This window comes from Methylobacterium sp. E-041 (assembly GCF_022829665.1).
In the GTDB taxonomy this organism is placed as follows: domain Bacteria; phylum Pseudomonadota; class Alphaproteobacteria; order Rhizobiales; family Beijerinckiaceae; genus Methylobacterium.
Genome location: NZ_JAKSYQ010000228.1, coordinates 240,637 through 257,646 on the forward strand (window position 1 = coordinate 240,637; position 17,010 = coordinate 257,646).

The window sequence follows — 17,010 nt, forward strand, 5'->3', positions numbered from 1 at the left end:
GGGTCGGGAGAGGGGAGCGCGCTGTTCGGAGAGGTCGCTCCCCTCTCCCGACCCTCGCTCACGCGAGGCCCACCCTCCCCCGCAGAGGGGGGAGGGAAGGTGCGACTGCCGCGACGAGGGAGCGAGGGCTCCCGACAAGAGGAGGGCTCCGGCGGCGACTCTCACCCGCCGCCCGGGTCGGTATCCTTGTCAGTGCCGCCGCCCTTCGGCCCCATGCCCGGATGGCCCTCGGTCTTCTCGTTCGGGTCCATCACCGCGTCGGGTGCGGAATTCGCGGGCTTCTTCGTGTCCGGCGTCTCGTCCGTCGGATTGTCGTGATCGCTCATTCGCCCTCCTCGCGCTCGGCCTTGTAATGCCCGGAGGCGACGGTCTCGTCGGCCTGCGGGCCGCGCGACGCCTTCTGGTCGGAATGCCCGCCCGACGAACCGCCGGGCGTCGGCGGAGCGCGGCCGGGCTCGCCGCCCTGCTTCCAGTCGGACTTGCGCTCGGGGTCGGACTTGCCGCCCGTGCCCATGTCGGTGATCGCCGACTGCTCGGCGGTGTGGCCGCCGCCGCCGGCCGCGGGCTCGCCGCTGCTGCCGACCTGATCGTCCGGCTTGCGGGTGACGGTCTGCGAGGCCTCGTCCGTGTCGCGGGCCATCAGCGCTTGCCGTCGTCGTGGCCGACCGGCGCGGTGGCACGGTCGATCGCCTCGGAGGCGGAGGCGCCCGGCTGACCCTCGCCGCGGATCGCCCGCAGGTTCTCGGCCGGCGTCTCGGCCTCGGTCTGGTCGGTCGCGTCCTCGCTCGGCATACCCGAGGCGATCCGCGCGGTCTCGGCCTCGCCCGCCGGGTCGCCCTTCAGATCGGCCTGGGTCCGGGCCGGGCTGCCGACGTCGAGGGGCGAATCCTGCCCGAGATCCTGCCCGTTGCGGTCCGCGTTCGCGGAAAACCCCTTCAGCGAGGGGCGGTCTGCGTCGTGCTCGGCCATGATGCGCCTTTCGGGCTGTCGATCCATCGTGTGGACCAACAACACCGACGGCAGGCGGCGGTTGCTTCCGACCGCCGGGCGCGATCGTCACGCGCCCCGCCCGCCACATGGCGCAACGCGGCGTCTACGGCGTCGCGAGGGCGGCGGAACCGGTCGATCAGGCGGCCGTCTCGGGCTTGCGGGATTCCGGCGTGCCCGAGCGCATCAGCGTCACGAACCGCTCGAACAGGTAGTGGCTGTCGCGCGGGCCCGGCGAGGCTTCCGGGTGGTGCTGCACCGAGAAGGCAGGCCGGTCGGTGAGCGTCAGACCGCAATTCGAGCCGTCGAACAGCGAGACGTGGGTCTCGACCGCGGTCTCCGGCAGGCTCGCCGGATCGACGGCGAAGCCGTGGTTCATCGAGACGATCTCGACCTTGCCGGTGGTCTTGTCCTTGACCGGATGGTTCGCGCCGTGATGGCCCTGGCCCATCTTCACCGTGCGGCCGCCGAGCGCGAGCCCCATCAGCTGATGGCCGAGGCAGATGCCGAAGGTCGGCACCTTCTCAGCGAGCAGCTCGCGGATCACCGGGACGGCGTACTCGCCGGTCGCCGCCGGATCGCCGGGGCCGTTCGAGAGGAAGACGCCGTCGGGCTTCAACGCCAGGATGTCGGCCGCACTGGTGGTGGCCGGCACGACCGTGACCGAGCAGCCGGCCTCGGCCAGCAGCCGCAGGATGTTGCGCTTCACCCCGTAATCGATCGCGACGACGCGCAGGCCCTCGCCCGGAACGCCGCGGCCGTAGCCGGCCTTCACCGTCCAGGTCGATTCGCTCCAGTCGGAGCGCTCGCGGCTGGTGACCGGGGGCACGAGGTCGAGACCTTCCATCGGCGCCAGCGCGGCGGCGCGCGCCTTCAGGGCCTCGCGGTCGAAGTTGCCCTGGGGGTCGTTGGCGATCACCGCGTTCGGCATGCCGTGGTCGCGGATGCGGGCGGTCAGCGCGCGGGTGTCGATCCCGGTGATGCCGAGGATGCCGCGGGCCTTCAGCCACGCATCGAGGTGGGACGACGAGCGCCAGCTCGACGGCTGCGTCACGGCCGAGGCGATCACCGTGCCACGCACGCCCGAGGCCGGGGCCGCGTCGAGGCTCTCGAGGTCCTCGTCGTTGGTGCCGGTGTTGCCGATATGCGGGAAGGTGAAGGTGACGATCTGCCCGGCATAGGACGGATCCGTCAGGATCTCCTGGTAGCCGGTCATCGCTGTGTTGAAGCAGACCTCGCCGTCGGCGATCCCGGTCTGGCCGATGCCGAAGCCTTCGAGGATGGTGCCGTCGGCCAGAACCAGCAGGGCGGTTGCGACGGGCTCGGCCCAGGGGGCGGGGGCGGGGCGCGCCTGAGCGGCGGCGCCGTCTTTCGGCGCGGAAGCGCTGTCTTGCAGCATCGGCGTGATCTCGCTTATGTCCGGCCTCGACCGGCGCCGTCGAGACGGCGCGAGCGGGCGGCTGATGATCGTGTGCCGCGGTCTTATCGAGCCCGCGGCGATGGGGTCAATGTGGGGCCGCGTCGAAGGCGGCTCAATCGCTGCAAACCGCAGGCCAGCCACCCGTTTCTGCACAACAAGGACAACATCGATGCTGCGCGCCCGCCTCACCACCGAGATGAAGGAGGCCATGAAGGCCGGCGAGAAGGCCAAGCTCGCCACGATCCGCATGATCCAGGCGGCGCTGAAGGACAAGGACATCGAGGCGCGCGGGCTCGGCAAGGAGCCGGCGACCGACGACGAGATCCTGGCGCTGCTGCAGAAGATGATCAAGCAGCGCGCCGAATCGGCCTCCGTCTACGAGCAGGGCGGCCGGCCGGAGCTCGCCGAGAACGAGCGCGCCGAGATCGCGATCATCGAGGGCTACCTGCCCCGGCAGATGGACGAGACCGAGACCAAGGCGGCCGTCGACGCCGCGATCGCCGAGGCGGGCGCCGCCGGCCCGAAGGACATGGGCAAGGTGATCGCCGTGCTGAAGGGCGCCTATGCCGGCCGCATGGACTTCGCGAAGGCGAGCGGGCTGGTAAAGGCGGCGCTGAACGCCAAGGCGTGAGGGCACCTCAGGCACGGAGGTCCTTTCTGCGCGCTTCCGCGTTGGCACGCAGCCCCGCGTCGACGCGGCGAGTCGTTACGATCGAAGGGTCGATCCGGCGCGTCGGCCGGCCGCCTGGATCGGGCGATTCGACCCGGAGGACTCGTTAGGACCGAAAGCGCTATACTCGGCGGCCAACGACATTCGAGTCCCGCATCTCCGTGCGCTACCCGCCCCACATCCTCGAAGAGATCCGCAACCGGCTTCCCGCCTCCGACGTGGTCGGCCGGCGGGTCAAGCTGAAGAAGGCCGGGCGCGAGTGGCGCGGGCTGTCGCCGTTCAACGCCGAGAAGACGCCGTCCTTCTACGTCAACGACCAGAAGCAGTTCTACCACTGCTTCTCGTCCGGCAAGCACGGCGACATCTTCAGCTTCCTGATCGAGACCGAAGGGCTGAGCTTCCCGGAAGCCGTCGAGCGGCTCGCCGCCGACGCCGGCGTGACGTTGCCGGCTCCCACCGCCGACACCCGCGAGATGGAGACCAAGCGCCGCGGCGCGATCGAGGTGATGGAGCTGGCCACCGCGTGGTTCGAGGAGCGGCTGGCCTCGCCCGCGGGCGCGGCCGCCCGCGCCTATCTCGACCGGCGCGAGCTCGGCCCCGAGATCCGCCGGAGCTTCCGCCTCGGCTACGCGCCGGCCGACCGCTACGGCCTGCGCGACCACTTGGCGGGCAAGGACGTCGACAAGGCGCTGATGGGCGAGCTCGGCCTGCTGGTGACCGGCGACGACATCGCCGTTCCCTACGACCGGTTCCGCGACCGCATCATCTTCCCGATCGCCGACGTGCGCGGCCGGGTGATCGCCTTCGGCGGCCGGGCGATGCAGGCGGACGCCAAGGCGAAGTACCTGAACTCGCCCGAGACGCCGCTCTTCCACAAGGGGCAGGTGCTGTACAACCTGAACCGGGCGCGGAAGGCCGCCCACGATCGCGGCACGATCATCGCTGTCGAGGGCTACGTCGACGTCATCGCGATGACGATGGCGGGCCATGCCAACACCGTCGCTCCGCTCGGCACCGCGCTGACGGAGGAGCAATTGGCGTTGCTGTGGCGGCATGCCGACGAGCCCGTGCTGTGCTTCGACGGCGACGGCGCTGGGCAGCGCGCCGCCTTCCGCGCCCTCGACGTGGCGCTGCCGATGCTGGAGCCGGGCCGGTCGCTGCGATTCGCGATGCTGCCGGAGGGCCAGGACCCGGACGACCTGCTGCGCTCGGGCGGCTCGGACGCGATCGACAAGGTGGTCGAGGCGGCCAAGCCCCTGGTCGAGATGCTGTGGAGCCGCGCCGTCGAGACCGGCTCGACCGACACGCCCGAGCGCCGGGCGGGCCTGGCCAAGACGCTGCGCGGCCTCGTCGCCGGCATCCGCGACGAGACGGTGCGGGGCTACTACCGCGACGAGATCGAGGAGCGGTTGCGCGGGCTCTCGCCGCGCGGCGCGACGCAGCAGCGCGGCGCCTACCAGCCGGGCGGGCGGCCGAATGCCTACGTCCGCAAGCCGCGTCCCGGCGATCCGCCGCCCTCGCCGCGGCTGACGGCCGGGCCGAGCGCGGGCCTCGCCCGCTCGAACGGCTTCTCCGGCAGCGGCGGCTCGCGCGAGGCGATGATCGTGGCGAGCCTCCTCGTGCATCCCGAGCTGCTCGGGCTCGAAGCCGAGGATCTCGCCGCCCTCGATCTCGAGGACGCGGATGCGGTGGCCCTGCGCTCGGTTCTGCTCGACCGCGCCGCCGACGCGGCGGACCCGGACGTGGCGGTGGTCGAGAATCGGCTGGCGCGGGCCGGTCTCGAGGCGGCGAGCGCGCGGCTGGCGGCACGGGTGCGCCCGGGCGACCGCTGGGCCCTCGATCCGCACGCCGATCTTGTCAAGCTGGAGGACGCTTTGCGGCAGGCCGTGATCTTGCACCGCAAGGCCGGCGCGCTAAATAGCGAACTCCGACAGGCGGAACGGGCGCTCGTCGAAGAAGAAACAGAGGCGAACTTCGCTTGGCTGTGCGACGTCAAGGAGCGCTTGGCGGTGATCGCGGGAGCGGAGACCGAGGCGGACCTGCAGGACACGAACGACTCGACTGTGTCGTAGGGCCTGTGCGATGGCGGAATACGACACGCCTTCGCGGCATGGTTAACAATCGGTCAAGCGTCTCGCTTGCATACCGAACTCGATAATACGACGCGGTCGAAGCGGTTCGCCCGGGTCTCACACGCATTGCGGCGCCAACGGCGCGGCGTGGCCGAAAGGCCCCCGCATCGTGGCGCGCCGAAACAATAGGCTGATCATGGCGACGAAGGCAACGGAACGGGACGAGACGGACACCGCTCCGGCAGAGCAGACCGATGGGCCGCTCCTCGACCTGACGGATGCTTCGGTCAAGCGGATGGTGAAGCTCGCCAAGAAGCGCGGCTACATCACCTACGAGGAGGTCAACGAGGTCCTCCCCGAGGGGCAGTCCGACCCCGACCAGCTCGAGGACGTCTTGTCCCAGCTCTCCGAGATGGGCATCAACGTCGTCGAGGCCGAGGAGACCGACGAGGCTGCCGCCGACAAGCCGGCCAATGGCGAGGCGTCGGACGACGAGGAGAGCGCCGAGGGCACGGAGGTGGCCGAGGTCGCCCCGACGCGCGCCGTCGCCGTCGTCACCGCGACCAAGGAGCCGACCGACCGCACCGACGATCCGGTGCGGATGTACCTGCGCGAGATGGGCTCGGTCGAGCTGCTGTCGCGCGAGGGCGAGATCGCCATCGCCAAGCGGATCGAGGCCGGGCGCGAGGCGATGATCGCCGGCCTGTGCGAGAGCCCGCTGACCTTCCAGGCGATCATCATCTGGCGCGACGAGCTCGTCGACGGCAAGGTGCTGCTGCGCGACATCATCGATCTCGAAGCGACCTATGCCGGCCCCGACGGCAAGAACCCGCAGATCGCGGAGGCGGCCGCCGAAGGCGAGGATGCCGAGCCGGAAGCGCCGACGCCCGAGGGCGGCGACGACGACGACGACATGGAGAACAACGTCTCGCTCGCGGCGATGGAAGCCGAGATCAAGCCGCGCGTGCTCGAGACGTTCGACGCGATCGCCAACAACTACCGCAAGCTGCGCAAGCTCCAGAACGAGGAGACCGAGCGCAAGGCGAACAGCGAGAAGACCACGCCGGCCCAGGAAAAGAAGCAGGCCGAGTTCAAGGACACCGTCGTCGCCGACGTGAAGTCGCTGTCGCTGAACAACAACCGCATCGAGGCCCTGGTCGAGCAGCTGTACGACATCAACAAGCGCCTCATCTCGCATGAGGGCCGGCTGATGCGCTACGCCGAGAGCCACGGCGTCGCCCGCGACGAGTTCCTGCGCCACTACCAGGGCTGGGAGCTCGACCCGAACTGGATGACCCGCGTCGGGACGCTCGGCGGCAAGGGCTGGAAGAACCTCGTCGAGAAGGGCTCGAAGCAGGTCTCGGACCTGCGCGAACAGATTCTGACGCTCGCCTCCGAGACGGGCCTGGAGATCGGCGAGTACCGCAAGATCGTCAACATGGTCCAGAAGGGCGAGCGCGAAGCCCGCCAGGCCAAGAAGGAGATGATCGAGGCCAACCTCCGCCTCGTGATCTCGATCGCCAAGAAGTACACCAACCGCGGTCTGCAGTTCCTGGACCTGATCCAGGAGGGCAACATCGGCCTGATGAAGGCGGTCGACAAGTTCGAGTACCGCCGCGGCTACAAGTTCTCGACCTACGCCACCTGGTGGATCCGCCAGGCGATCACCCGCTCGATCGCCGACCAGGCGCGCACCATCCGCATCCCGGTGCACATGATCGAGACGATCAACAAGATCGTCCGGACGTCCCGCCAGATGCTGCACGAGATCGGCCGCGAGCCGACCCCGGAGGAGCTGGCCGAGAAGCTGGCTATGCCGCTCGAGAAAGTCCGAAAAGTCCTGAAGATCGCCAAGGAGCCGATCTCCCTCGAGACGCCCATCGGCGACGAGGAGGACAGCCACCTCGGCGACTTCATCGAGGACAAGAACGTCGTCCTGCCGATCGACGCGGCGATCCAGAGCAACCTCCGCGAGACCACGACGCGCGTCCTCGCCTCGTTGACCCCGCGCGAGGAGCGGGTGCTCCGCATGCGCTTCGGCATCGGCATGAACACCGACCACACCCTTGAGGAGGTCGGCCAGCAGTTCTCGGTGACCCGCGAGCGCATCCGCCAGATCGAGGCGAAGGCCCTGCGCAAGCTGAAGCATCCGAGCCGGAGCCGGAAGCTGCGGAGCTTCCTGGACAACTGAGCGTCGGATACGCCATTCTCGAATTCGCCGAATGCGATCGTCGGATCGCGCCGTGCTCGCGGCGCGATCTCGCGTTCCAGGCGGCGAAGGGATGATGGTCTTCGATCCGGATCGATCTCGCCATCGTCAGCCGGAACCTTGCTTTGGCGGTTCGTGAACCCACCTTGGCCGTATGCTTGAGCGTCGCCAGCATCCACCCGTGCCGCCGACCGCCGCAGCCGACGGCTCGGAGGCGGACGACGTGCCGTTCGGCGCGCTGCAGGATTGCGTCGCGATCCGCGACTGGCTGCTGAGCGAGGGCGCCCGCCTGCCCGAGCCCGACGACCTGATCGCGGGCTTCGCCGAGCGCCTCAACGCGGTCGGCGTTCCGGTGGACCGGACCTCGACGGCGATCGATACGCTGCACTCGGAATATTCCGGCATCGGCCGCATCTGGACGCGCGAGTCCGGCACGACGGTGCGCCTGTTCCCGCACGGCGAAGCCTCCGAGCGCGCCTACGCGGCGAGCCCGTTCCGCAAGGTGCACGAGGACGGCGAATGGCTGATCCTCGACCTCGCCGAGACGCCGGACGACGCCTACTCGGTGATCCCCGACCTGAGGGCCGCCGGCTACCGCCACTACATCGTGGTGCCGCTGTTCTTCACCAACGGCACGCATAACGGCATCACCTTCGCCACCCGCGACCCGGACGGATTCCGCGACGAGGACGTGGCGATCCTGCGCTTCATCATGCCGGCCCTGGCCGCGGTGATGGAGATGCGGATCGTCACCAAGCAGCTCGACACGGTGCTGCGCATCTACGTCGGCGACGAGCCGCACCGCGCCATCCTGTCGGGCGATATCCGCCGCGGGCAGGTGAAGCGCATCCGCTCGGCGATCCTGTTCGCCGACATGCGCGACTACACCCGCATCTCGGCGAACATGACGCCGGAAGAGGCGGTCGACCTGCTCAACATCTTCTTCGACTGTCTCGTGCCGCCGATCGAGCGGGAGGGCGGCGAGGTGCTGAAGTATCTCGGCGACGGCCTGCTCGCCATCTTCCGCGAGCCGGGTGACGACCTCGGCGGCGCCGCCAAGGGGGCGCTGACGGCGGCACAAAGTGCGCTCGCGGCGCTGGAGGAGGCCAACACCCTCCACCAATTCACAGTGCCGATGATGGCCGGCATCGCGCTCCATCACGGCGAGGCGGCCTACGGCAACGTCGGCTCGGGCACGCGCCTCGACTTCACGGTCATCGGCCGCGACGTGAACATGGCGAGCCGCATCGCCCGGCTCAACAAGACGCTCGGCGAGCCGCTGCTGATGTCGAAGCCCTTCGTCGACTTCCTGTGGGGCGATCCGGTGCCGCTCGGCGAGCACGTGCTCGACGGGTTCGCCGAGCCGATGATGGTCTATCGTCCGCGCCCGAAGCCGCACCGCGGCCAGGGCTGAGGCGGGCCTCAGCCCCGCAGCGTCATCGTCCCGCCGGCGATGCTGAAGTCGCGCACGCGCTTCAGGAACGACATGCCGAGGAGGTTCGTGCCGAGGCGTCCGCTCGGGACGATCACGGCCTCGACGTCGCGCACGGTGACGGGCCCGATCCGGATCGTGCCGATCCGCACCGGTGCGACGCGGATCGTCCCGTTGGCGGTCATCACCGGGCGCGTGAAGTCCCGCGGCCCGACGACGATGCCGAGGCGGGCGGCATCCTCTTCCGCAAAGCTGCACGTCGTGGCCCCGGTGTCCACCATCATGCGCAGCGATCGCCCGTCGACCAGCGCGTCAGCGAGGAAGTGGCCGTTGCGGTCGGCGCCGAGCGCGATCGCCGTCGGCGCGGACGCAACCAGTTGCACCGTCGGCACCGGTGGGGCCGCGGCCTTGCGGCTGGTCAGGCGGTTGCCGATGCCTCCGAGCACCCCCGCGACGAGGCCGGCCGCGAGGCAGAGCATCAGGATCGTCCGCATCGCCTACCTTCGCCCCCGCCGATCGAGGACGCATAGACGAGCACGACGCCGGTGAACGATGCGTGGCGGCGTGCCCACCGCCGGACGGAACCGCGCGGCCATCTGCCGACAGGGTTTCCGGTCCGTCTCGGCGCGACGACGAATCGCGCGCATCCGCAGGAGGGGATCGGCCCGCGGGGTTGACCGAGGCGACCGGCGGGACCACATCTGCGGTGTTCCAGGGAGATCCCCGGCAAGGGGCTGAGAAACCGCTGGCAGGCTCGTGAGGGCCCGCGGCGCGGAAATCCTTCGAACCTGATCCGGTTCACACCGGCGTAGGGATTGGACCGTGGGCGCCGTCTTCGACGACGGGGTGCCCCAGCTTCTCAGATGAAGCGTCAGGCCCGGTCTCTGCGACAGCACGCGGAGGATCACTTGGGTCGTCATTCGGGTCGTCACGCAGCATCACCGATCGGGACGCGCCGGACGAGCGGCGGCGCCCGGCCAACCGTCCCGCTGCCGGCGCGTGCCGACGTCGCGATCGTCGGCGGCGGCCTGATCGGACTGTCGATCGCCTGGCGGCTGGCGCAGGCCGGGCGGTCCGTCGTCGTGGTCGAGCGGGAGACCATCGGCTCCGGCGCGAGCCTCGCCGCCACGGGCATGCTGGCGCCGGCGGCCGAGCACGAGCCCGGCTCCGACCCGCTGCTGCCGCTGGCGCTTGATTCGCTCCGGCGCTGGCCGGGGTTTCGCGCCGAGCTCGAAGCGGCGTCCGGCCTCGACATCGACTACCGCGAGGACGGGACGCTGGTGCTGGCCATCGGGCGCGACGAGGTCGAGCGCCTGCGCTTCCGCTTCGACCTGCAGCGCCGCTCGGGCGTCGCCGCCGAGTGGATCGCGGGTGCCGACGTGCGTCGCCGCGAGCCGGCCCTCCGCCCCTCGGTCACCGCGGGCGTGCTCTGCCCGCTCGATCATCAGGTCGACCCGAGCCGGGTGATGGCGGCGCTCGTCGAGGCGTGCCGTGCCGCCGGCGTGGCGCTCGTCGAGAACAGCCCGGTCGTCGCCCTCGAACGCACGGGCGGCCGCGTCGCGGGCCTGCGCACCGCCGACGGCGTGGTCGTGGCCGAGACCGTGGTGCTCGCCGCCGGCGCCTGGAGCGGCGAGGGCGGCCTGCTGCCGCAAAGCCTCGCCCTGCCCGTGCGCCCGCTGAAGGGACAGTCGCTGGCGCTGAAGACCACGGCCCGCACCGGCACGCTCTCCCACATGGTCTGGACCGAGCAGGTCCACATGGCGCCGAAGAGCGACGGCCACATCGTCGTCGGCGCGACGGTCGAGGATTGCGGCTTCCGCCCCGGCGTCACCGCCGGCGGGCTCTATGCCCTGCTCGAAGGCGCGCGCCGGGTGCTGCCCGGCATTGAGGAGATGGAGGTCGAGGCCGTCTGGAGCGGGTTCCGCCCGACCTCGGACGACGACGCGCCGATCCTCGGTGAGATCGCCCCCGGCCTGGTGGTCGCCACCGGCCACCATCGCAACGGCTACCTGCTCGCCCCGGTGACCGCCGACGCGATCGCCGCCCTCGTCACGACGGGCGCGATGCCGGCGGTCGCGCAGGACTTCTCGCTGGCGCGGTTCGCGCCGGGCGCCGAGCTGAGGGCGTCGGCATGAAGCTGACGGTGAACGGACAGGCTCGCGAGATCGAGGCCGCCGACGTCGCCGCCCTGTTCGCGCAGGCGGCGGAGGAGACCGGCAGCACCGATCCGCAGGGCGTCGCCATCGCGCTCAACGGCCGCGTCGTCCGCCGCCGCGACTGGGACACCACACCGATCTCCGAGGGCGACCGCATCGAGATCATACGCGCCATGCAGGGAGGCTAGAGGATGGTCGACACGCTCACACCCCTCCGACCGGAGGCCGACGACCCCTTCGTGATCGCCGGCGTCACGCTGGGCTCGCGGCTGTTCATCGGCACCGCGGGCTACCCGACGCAGGTGATCATGCGCGATGCGGTCGCGGCCTCCGGGGCCGAGGTCGCCACCGCCTCGATCCGCCGGGTCTCGCTGCAGGGCCACGGCTCGGACACCGTGAAGATCCTGAAAGGACGCCGCTTCCTGCCGAACACCGCCGGCTGCGAGACCGCCCGCGACGCGATCATGACCGCCGAGCTGGCCCGCGAGGCGCTCGACACCAACTGGATCAAGGTCGAGGTGATCGGCGACCGCGAGACCCTGTACCCGGACGTCGCCGAGCTGATCGAGGCCTGCCGCCACCTCGTCGACGACGGCTTCGTCGTGCTGCCCTACTGCAACGACGACCCGATCGTCTGCCAGCGGCTCGCCGACATCGGCTGCGCCGCGGTGATGCCGATGGGCTCGCTGATCGGCTCCGGCATGGGCATCGCCAATCCGGCCAACCTCGAGTTGATCTGCCGCCGCATGAGCGTACCGGTGATCGTGGATGCCGGCATTGGCACGGCCTCCGACGCGGTGATCGCGATGGAGCTGGGCGCCGACGCCTGCCTGATCAACACCGCGGTGGCGAAGGCCGACGATCCCGTCCGCATGGCGCGCGCGATGCGCAACGCCGTGCAGGCGGGCCGCGATGCCTACCGCGCCGGCCGAATCCCGCGCCGCGGCCGGGCCGAGCCGTCGAGCCCGCAGCTCGGCCTTGTCGGCTCGTAGCCTGCCGTCGCCGCTCCTTGCGGTGACCGACCGGCACGGGCCCCGCCCCCTGGGCGAGACCATCGCCGCCGTGCTCGACGGCGGGTGCCGGTGGGTCTGGTTTCGCGACAGGGATCTGCCACCGCCCGAGCGCCGGGTGCTGGCGGAGCGCATCGCGGAACGCGTCCGCGAGGCCGGCGGCGTGCTCTCGGTCGGCGGCGATCTCGAGCTTGCCGCGGCCCTCGGCGCGAGCGTCCATCTCGGCGGCGGGACGGATCGTGCCGCCATCGCCGATGCCAGGCGCCGCCTCGGCACCTCGGCGCTCGTCGGCGTCTCGGCGCACGGCCTGCGCGACGTCGAGGCGGCGGAAGACGCGGATTACGTGACCCTGAGCCCGGTCTTCGCCACGGCGAGCAAGCCCGGCTACGGTCCCGCCCTCGGCCTCGGCGCCATCGCAACGGCCGCGCGGATCGGAATCCCGGTCGTTGCGCTGGGTGGCATCGGCGTCGCCACCGCCGCCGCGTGTCGCCGAGCGGGCGCGGCGGGCGTGGCCGTGATGGGCGGCCTGATGCGGGTCGACGACCCTTCCGCCGAAGCTCGGGCACTGTTGCGCGGCTGGGAAGCGGCCTCGGACGGGCCACCGTGAGCCTTACGCAGGATCAGAATTCGACGCTCGCCGATTCAGCCCCGTCCCCACCCTCGACCTCATCCTGCGGTGCCGCGTCGGCGACCTCGAAGGGGGGCTCCAGAAATCGCGCGCGCGCTGCAGGGCTCCTTCGAGGCCTCCGCTTCGCTGCGGCACCTCAGGGTGAGGCTCACGGTTGGAGGATGTCCGGCGTGAGAAACTACTTCGCTGCGGCAGGCCCGTAGGGCGGGCGCGGGATCGCCCGATGCGCGGCGCGGAGCGCCGCCGACCAGCGCTCGCGCAGGTCGTGGAAGTAGCCCTCGCCGGCCTCGATCCGATGATTCACCTCGAGGTCGAGGGCGTTGCGGCGCGCCAGCGCGATGTCGATCGGCAGGCCGACGCCGAGATTCGAGCGCATGGTCGAATCCATCGAGACGAGTCCGACCTTGAGGGCGTCGTAGAGCTCGGTCTCGAACTTCACCGCCCGGTCCAGGATCGGCTTGCCGTACTTGTGCTCGCCGATCTGCAGGAACGGTGCATCGGTGCTGCACTCGATGAAGTTGCCGGCCGAGTAGATCAGGAACAGCCGCATCGGCTCGCTGCCGATCTGGCCGCCGAACAGCAGCGAGACCGAGAAGCGCAGGCTCGCCGCCTCGAAGCCCGCCTTCTCGATCGCGCGCACGTGGCGGATCGCGCGGCCGACGAGCTGGGCCGCCTCGAACATCGTCGTCGTCTCGACGAGCTTCAGCTTGGCCTCGCCGTTGTCGCCGGGCACGCCCTCGGAGAGCAGGCTCAGGACCGATTGCGTCACCGACAGGTTGCCGGCCGAGGCCAGCATCATCACCCGCTCGCCCGGCACGTTGAAGTGATGGAGCTTGCGATAGGTCGAGATGTCGTCGAGCCCCGCATTGGTGCGGGTGTCGGCGATCATCACCAGGCCTTCCTCGACGAGGACGCCGACGCAGTAAGTCATGGGATCAGGCTTTTCGAAGAGGCGCGGAGCGTCAGGATTGCGGTGCCGCCTGGGCTTGCTCCACCCGGAGCTTCACGTCCAGCGTTTCGGTGCCGCCGCCGGTGCGACTGCCGCGAATCGGGGCAGCCCCGAGGTAGTCGAGCCCGGATGCGACGCGGATATAGGCTTCCGTGGTGGCGTCGCCGGTGGTCGGATCGAAGCCGACCCAGCCGAGATCCGGCACCAGCGCCTCGGCCCAGCCGTGCGGCGTCTCCTGCTCGGCGTCGCTCCCCTCCGGGCGGTGGTAGCCGGAGACGTAGCGCGCCGGGATCGCCCGGTGGCGGGCGGCGGCGATGAAGACGTGGGCGAAGTCCTGGCATACGCCGGCCCCGGCCTCGAAGGCCTTCGGCGAGGGCACGGCGGCGCTCGCGGGGCCTGGCGTGTAGGCCATGTGCGCGTGCACCGCGGCCATCAGCCGGTGCAGGAAGGGGAGGGCGGCCGGGTCTCCGGCGCCGGCGACCGCGTCGGACAGCGCCTGGATCTCCGGGCTCGGCAGCACGAGGTCGGTGTCGCGCAGGTAGAACGTCTCGGGCAGGCGCTCGACGGCGCCGCGGACGATGCCGTGGGTCTCGTGGGTGTCGACCTCGCCGGTGACGCGAATCACCAGCGCGTCGGAGGCCTGGTCCGGCGTGAACCAGTGGACGACGTTGCCGTAGCCATCCTCGCGCTCGGTAAGCCGTCCGTCGACCGAAGGCTCGATCCGCCAGCGCCGGACGTACTGCCCGTCATGGTCGCGCGGCGTCATCCGCAGGACCTGGATCAGCCCGCGTGCCGGTTGCTCGTAGCTGTAGATGGTCTCGTGGACCACGCGAATGCGCATGCGTCGATTCTGCCCGTCCTGGCTCCGCCGGTCTCGGCGACACGGCGCCCGCGATGGACGCCACGGCGCCCGGAGTCACACGTTTTACACGACGTTCCGACGGAGCGCGCAACCGCGGAAGCGGAACTGCGCGTATTCCGCTGGGGCTTGAGCCTTAGCCGAGATACTGCTCGGCGATGGCGGCGCCGACCTTGTTGTTCTCGCCGATGAAGGCGATCACGAACTCATGCAGGCCGGACGCGAAGACGCGGTCGATCTCCTCGCTTTCCAGCCGTGCGAGCAGGTTGCTCGCCAGGCGCTGGCTGGCGCCGCGGCGTCCGTAGGCGTCGGCGATCAGGTCGAGATGCTCGACGAGGACGCCGTAGCAGTTGGCGAAGGAGCGCGGCATCTGCCGGTTGAGGATCAGGAGGTCGGCGACCAGCAACGGCTTGACGCTCTCGCGATACACCCAGTGATAGGCGTTGAAGGCCGAGACTTCGCGCAGGATCGTCGTCCACTGGAAGTAGTCGAGGCTGCCGCCGATCTTCTCGGTGTCCGGCAGCAGGATCTTGTACTTCACGTCGAGGATGCGGGCGGTGTTGTCGGCCCGCTCGATCGCGGTGCCGAGGCGCGTGAACCAGTAGGTGTCATTGCGCAGCATCGTCCGGTAGGCCGAGCCGTCGAAGGTCAGCGAGATGCCCTTCACCCAATCGAGGAAGCGCGTGAACGCGTCGCGGTCGAGGTCCTTCTTCTCGTAGGACCGCAGCTCGAGCCAGGCGCCGTTGATCGTGTCCCACATCTCGGTGGTGAGCGCGGTGCGCACGCTGCGCGCGTTCTCGCGGGCGCTCTCGATGCAGGAGCGGATCGAGGACGGGTTGTGGGGGCTGAAGGCGAGAAAGTCGCACACCGTCGCGGCGTTCACGCCGTCGTAGTGTGGCTTGAACACCTCCGGATCGCCGGCCGAGGCAAGGGCCGAGGCCCACTCGTTGGTCTCGCCCCCGCCGTAGCTCGTCGGCAGCGAGGCCAGGCGATGCGCCGCATCGAGGATGCGGGCGACGAACTCCGCCCGTTCGACGTAGCGCGAGAGCCAGTAGAGGTTGTCGGCAGTCCTGGAGAGCATGGCTGTTTCGCTGGGGTCTCTTCGGCTTCGGCCCGGGGGCGTCCACCGCTGGGCGGTTCTCGGTGAAAGCAGGCGTCACGCCATCACGCGTCGAGAACCCAGGTGTCCTTCGTACCGCCCCCTTGGCTGGAATTCACCACCAAAGATCCTTCCTTCAGCGCCACGCGGGTGAGACCGCCCGGCACGATGCGGATCTCGTCGGCGCCGCACAGCACGAAGGGGCGCAGGTCGACGTGGCGCGGGGCCACCCCGGAGGCGACGAAGGTCGGGCAGGTGGAGAGCGACAGCGTCGGCTGGGCGATGAAGCCGTCCGGGGCGTGGCGCAGGCGCTTGGCGAATTCCTCGATCTCGCGCTTGGTCGCGTGCGGCCCGACGAGCATGCCGTAGCCGCCCGAGCCGTTGACCTCCTTGACCACCAGCTCGGACAGGTTGTCCATCACGTAGGAGAAGGCCTCCTTCTCGCGGCAGCGATAGGTCGGCACGTTGTGCAGGATCGGCTCCTCGCCGGTGAAGAACTTCACGATCTCCGGCATATAGCTGTAGACCGCCTTGTCGTCGGCGATGCCGGTGCCGACCGCGTTGGCAAGCGTCACGCTGCCGCGCTCGTAGGCGTTCATGATGCCCGGCACGCCGAGCATCGAATCCGGCCGGAACACCAGCGGATCGAGGAAGTCGTCGTCGAGGCGGCGGTAGATCACGTCGACCCGGCGCGGGCCTTCGGTGGTCCGCATGTAGACCACGTCGTCCTTGGTGAAGAGGTCGCCCGCCTCGACCAGCTCGACGCCGAGCTTGTCGGCCAGGAACGAGTGCTCGTAGAACGCCGAGTTGTAGCGCCCGGGCGTCAGCAGCACGACGGTCGGGTCGCGGGTCGCCGTCGCCGGCGCGAGGCTGCGGAGCGTCGCCAGCAGCGCGTCCGGATAGTTCTCGACCGGCGCGACGCGGTGGCGGGAGAACAGGTCCGGGAACAGCCGCAGCATCACCTCGCGATTCTCGAGCATGTACGACACGCCGGACGGGATGCGGGCGTTGTCCTCGAGCACGAAGAAGTCGTTCTCGCCGGTGCGGACGATGTCGATCCCCGCGATGTGCACGTAGAGGTCGTGCGGCACCCGGAACGACCGCATCTCCATGCGGTAATGCGCGTTCTTGTAGACGAGGTCGGCCGGGATGATGCCGGCCTTGATGCATTCCTGCGCGCCGTAGATGTCCTTCAGGAACATGTTGATCGCGGTGACGCGCTGCTTCAGCCCGCGCTCCAGGAAGCCCCATTCCGGCTTGGTGATCACCCGCGGGATGATGTCGAACGGGATCAGCCGCTCGGTCGATTCGTTGTCGCCGTAGACCGCGAAGGTGATGCCGATGCGCCGGAACAGCAGCTCGGCCTGGCTGCGGCGGGTGTTGAAGTGGTCGGCCGGCGTCGTGTCGAGCCAGTTCTTCAGCTGACCGTAGGCCTCGCGGACGTCGTCGGGACTCGTCGCGGCGCCTGCGAAGGCGGTCATCTCGTCGAAGGCCACGGCCGCCATTCAGTCTCTCCCAG

At 70.0% G+C, this 17,010-nt stretch carries 17 protein-coding genes and 1 riboswitch; of the genes, 8 read left to right on the top strand and 9 right to left on the bottom strand.

The features are described from left to right. Window positions 1–161 precede the first annotated feature (161 nt). The 4 genes from MKK70_RS21720 to carA all read right to left on the bottom strand — a co-directional run bounded on the left by MKK70_RS21720 (window position 162) and on the right by carA (window position 2,386). Window positions 162–326, bottom strand: coding sequence for a hypothetical protein (locus tag MKK70_RS21720; protein WP_243949837.1), 165 nt, complete (start codon window positions 324–326; stop codon window positions 162–164). Further along, window positions 323–640 carry a hypothetical protein gene (locus tag MKK70_RS21725; RefSeq protein WP_147728666.1) on the bottom strand — a complete coding sequence of 106 codons (318 nt, stop codon included), beginning with the start codon at window positions 638–640 and terminating at the stop codon, window positions 323–325. The genes MKK70_RS21720 and MKK70_RS21725 overlap by 4 nt, the downstream gene beginning before the upstream one ends. Next, window positions 640–969 carry a hypothetical protein gene (locus MKK70_RS21730; RefSeq protein WP_147728665.1) on the bottom strand — a complete coding sequence of 110 codons (330 nt, stop codon included), beginning with the start codon at window positions 967–969 and terminating at the stop codon, window positions 640–642. Before MKK70_RS21730 ends, MKK70_RS21725 begins: the two co-directional genes overlap by 1 nt. A gap of 157 nt (window positions 970–1,126) precedes the next feature. Beyond that, entirely contained in the window at window positions 1,127–2,386 is a 1,260-nt protein-coding gene (carA, locus tag MKK70_RS21735; RefSeq protein ID WP_147862853.1) for a glutamine-hydrolyzing carbamoyl-phosphate synthase small subunit, read from the bottom strand. A gap of 190 nt (window positions 2,387–2,576) precedes the next feature. Between carA and MKK70_RS21740 the strand changes: the two genes are divergently transcribed. The 4 genes from MKK70_RS21740 (at window position 2,577) to MKK70_RS21755 (ending at window position 8,772) form a co-directional block, all read left to right on the top strand. Then, complete coding sequence (locus tag MKK70_RS21740; RefSeq protein ID WP_243937646.1) at window positions 2,577–3,038, top strand: GatB/YqeY domain-containing protein; 462 nt, start codon at window positions 2,577–2,579, stop codon at window positions 3,036–3,038. Window positions 3,039–3,238: 200 nt separating this feature from the next. Then, window positions 3,239–5,149 (top strand): DNA primase, encoded by a 1,911-nt coding sequence (dnaG, locus tag MKK70_RS21745; RefSeq protein ID WP_147859423.1) that lies wholly within the window; start codon window positions 3,239–3,241, stop codon window positions 5,147–5,149. 196 nt (window positions 5,150–5,345) lie between these two features. Further along, on the top strand, window positions 5,346–7,340 hold the full coding sequence (gene rpoD / locus MKK70_RS21750) for an RNA polymerase sigma factor RpoD (protein WP_147842138.1): 1,995 nt from the start codon (window positions 5,346–5,348) through the stop codon (window positions 7,338–7,340). 172 nt (window positions 7,341–7,512) lie between these two features. Beyond that, the gene (locus MKK70_RS21755; RefSeq protein ID WP_147842139.1) at window positions 7,513–8,772 is read left to right on the top strand and encodes an adenylate/guanylate cyclase domain-containing protein; all 1,260 of its coding nucleotides are present in this window, start codon (window positions 7,513–7,515) and stop codon (window positions 8,770–8,772) included. A gap of 8 nt (window positions 8,773–8,780) precedes the next feature. On the opposite strand, the gene MKK70_RS21760 is transcribed toward MKK70_RS21755, so the two are convergent. Then, the gene (locus MKK70_RS21760; protein ID WP_243934744.1) at window positions 8,781–9,284 is read right to left on the bottom strand and encodes a TIGR02281 family clan AA aspartic protease; all 504 of its coding nucleotides are present in this window, start codon (window positions 9,282–9,284) and stop codon (window positions 8,781–8,783) included. 210 nt (window positions 9,285–9,494) lie between these two features. Beyond that, window positions 9,495–9,623, top strand: a riboswitch (TPP riboswitch). 75 nt (window positions 9,624–9,698) lie between these two features. On the opposite strand from MKK70_RS21760, the gene thiO reads away from it, so the two are divergent. Genes thiO through MKK70_RS21780 form a run of 4 tightly spaced genes read left to right on the top strand, consistent with a single transcriptional unit; the run spans window position 9,699 to window position 12,563 of the window. Then, entirely contained in the window at window positions 9,699–10,925 is a 1,227-nt protein-coding gene (thiO, locus tag MKK70_RS21765; protein WP_279603746.1) for a glycine oxidase ThiO, read from the top strand. After that, a complete protein-coding gene (thiS, locus tag MKK70_RS21770; RefSeq protein WP_243949839.1) occupies window positions 10,922–11,134 on the top strand; it encodes a sulfur carrier protein ThiS in 213 nt (70 codons plus the stop codon). The genes thiO and thiS overlap by 4 nt, the downstream gene beginning before the upstream one ends. A 3-nt stretch (window positions 11,135–11,137) precedes the next feature. Next, a complete protein-coding gene (locus tag MKK70_RS21775; protein WP_147842141.1) occupies window positions 11,138–11,938 on the top strand; it encodes a thiazole synthase in 801 nt (266 codons plus the stop codon). A gap of 22 nt (window positions 11,939–11,960) precedes the next feature. Next, window positions 11,961–12,563: a thiamine phosphate synthase gene (locus MKK70_RS21780; protein ID WP_243949841.1), complete on the top strand. Its 603-nt coding sequence runs from the start codon at window positions 11,961–11,963 to the stop codon at window positions 12,561–12,563. Between the two features lie 199 nt (window positions 12,564–12,762). On the opposite strand, the gene MKK70_RS21785 is transcribed toward MKK70_RS21780, so the two are convergent. The 4 genes from MKK70_RS21785 to MKK70_RS21800 form a co-directional block, all read right to left on the bottom strand. Further along, the gene (locus MKK70_RS21785; protein ID WP_147726286.1) at window positions 12,763–13,515 is read right to left on the bottom strand and encodes a peptidase; all 753 of its coding nucleotides are present in this window, start codon (window positions 13,513–13,515) and stop codon (window positions 12,763–12,765) included. A 31-nt stretch (window positions 13,516–13,546) separates the two neighbouring features. Next, window positions 13,547–14,374, bottom strand: coding sequence for a transglutaminase domain-containing protein (locus tag MKK70_RS21790; protein ID WP_147842143.1), 828 nt, complete (start codon window positions 14,372–14,374; stop codon window positions 13,547–13,549). 154 nt (window positions 14,375–14,528) lie between these two features. After that, window positions 14,529–15,473 (bottom strand): alpha-E domain-containing protein, encoded by a 945-nt coding sequence (locus MKK70_RS21795; protein ID WP_147726288.1) that lies wholly within the window; start codon window positions 15,471–15,473, stop codon window positions 14,529–14,531. A gap of 83 nt (window positions 15,474–15,556) precedes the next feature. Then, a complete protein-coding gene (locus tag MKK70_RS21800) occupies window positions 15,557–16,996 on the bottom strand; it encodes a circularly permuted type 2 ATP-grasp protein (RefSeq protein ID WP_147726289.1) in 1,440 nt (479 codons plus the stop codon). Window positions 16,997–17,010 lie beyond the last annotated feature (14 nt).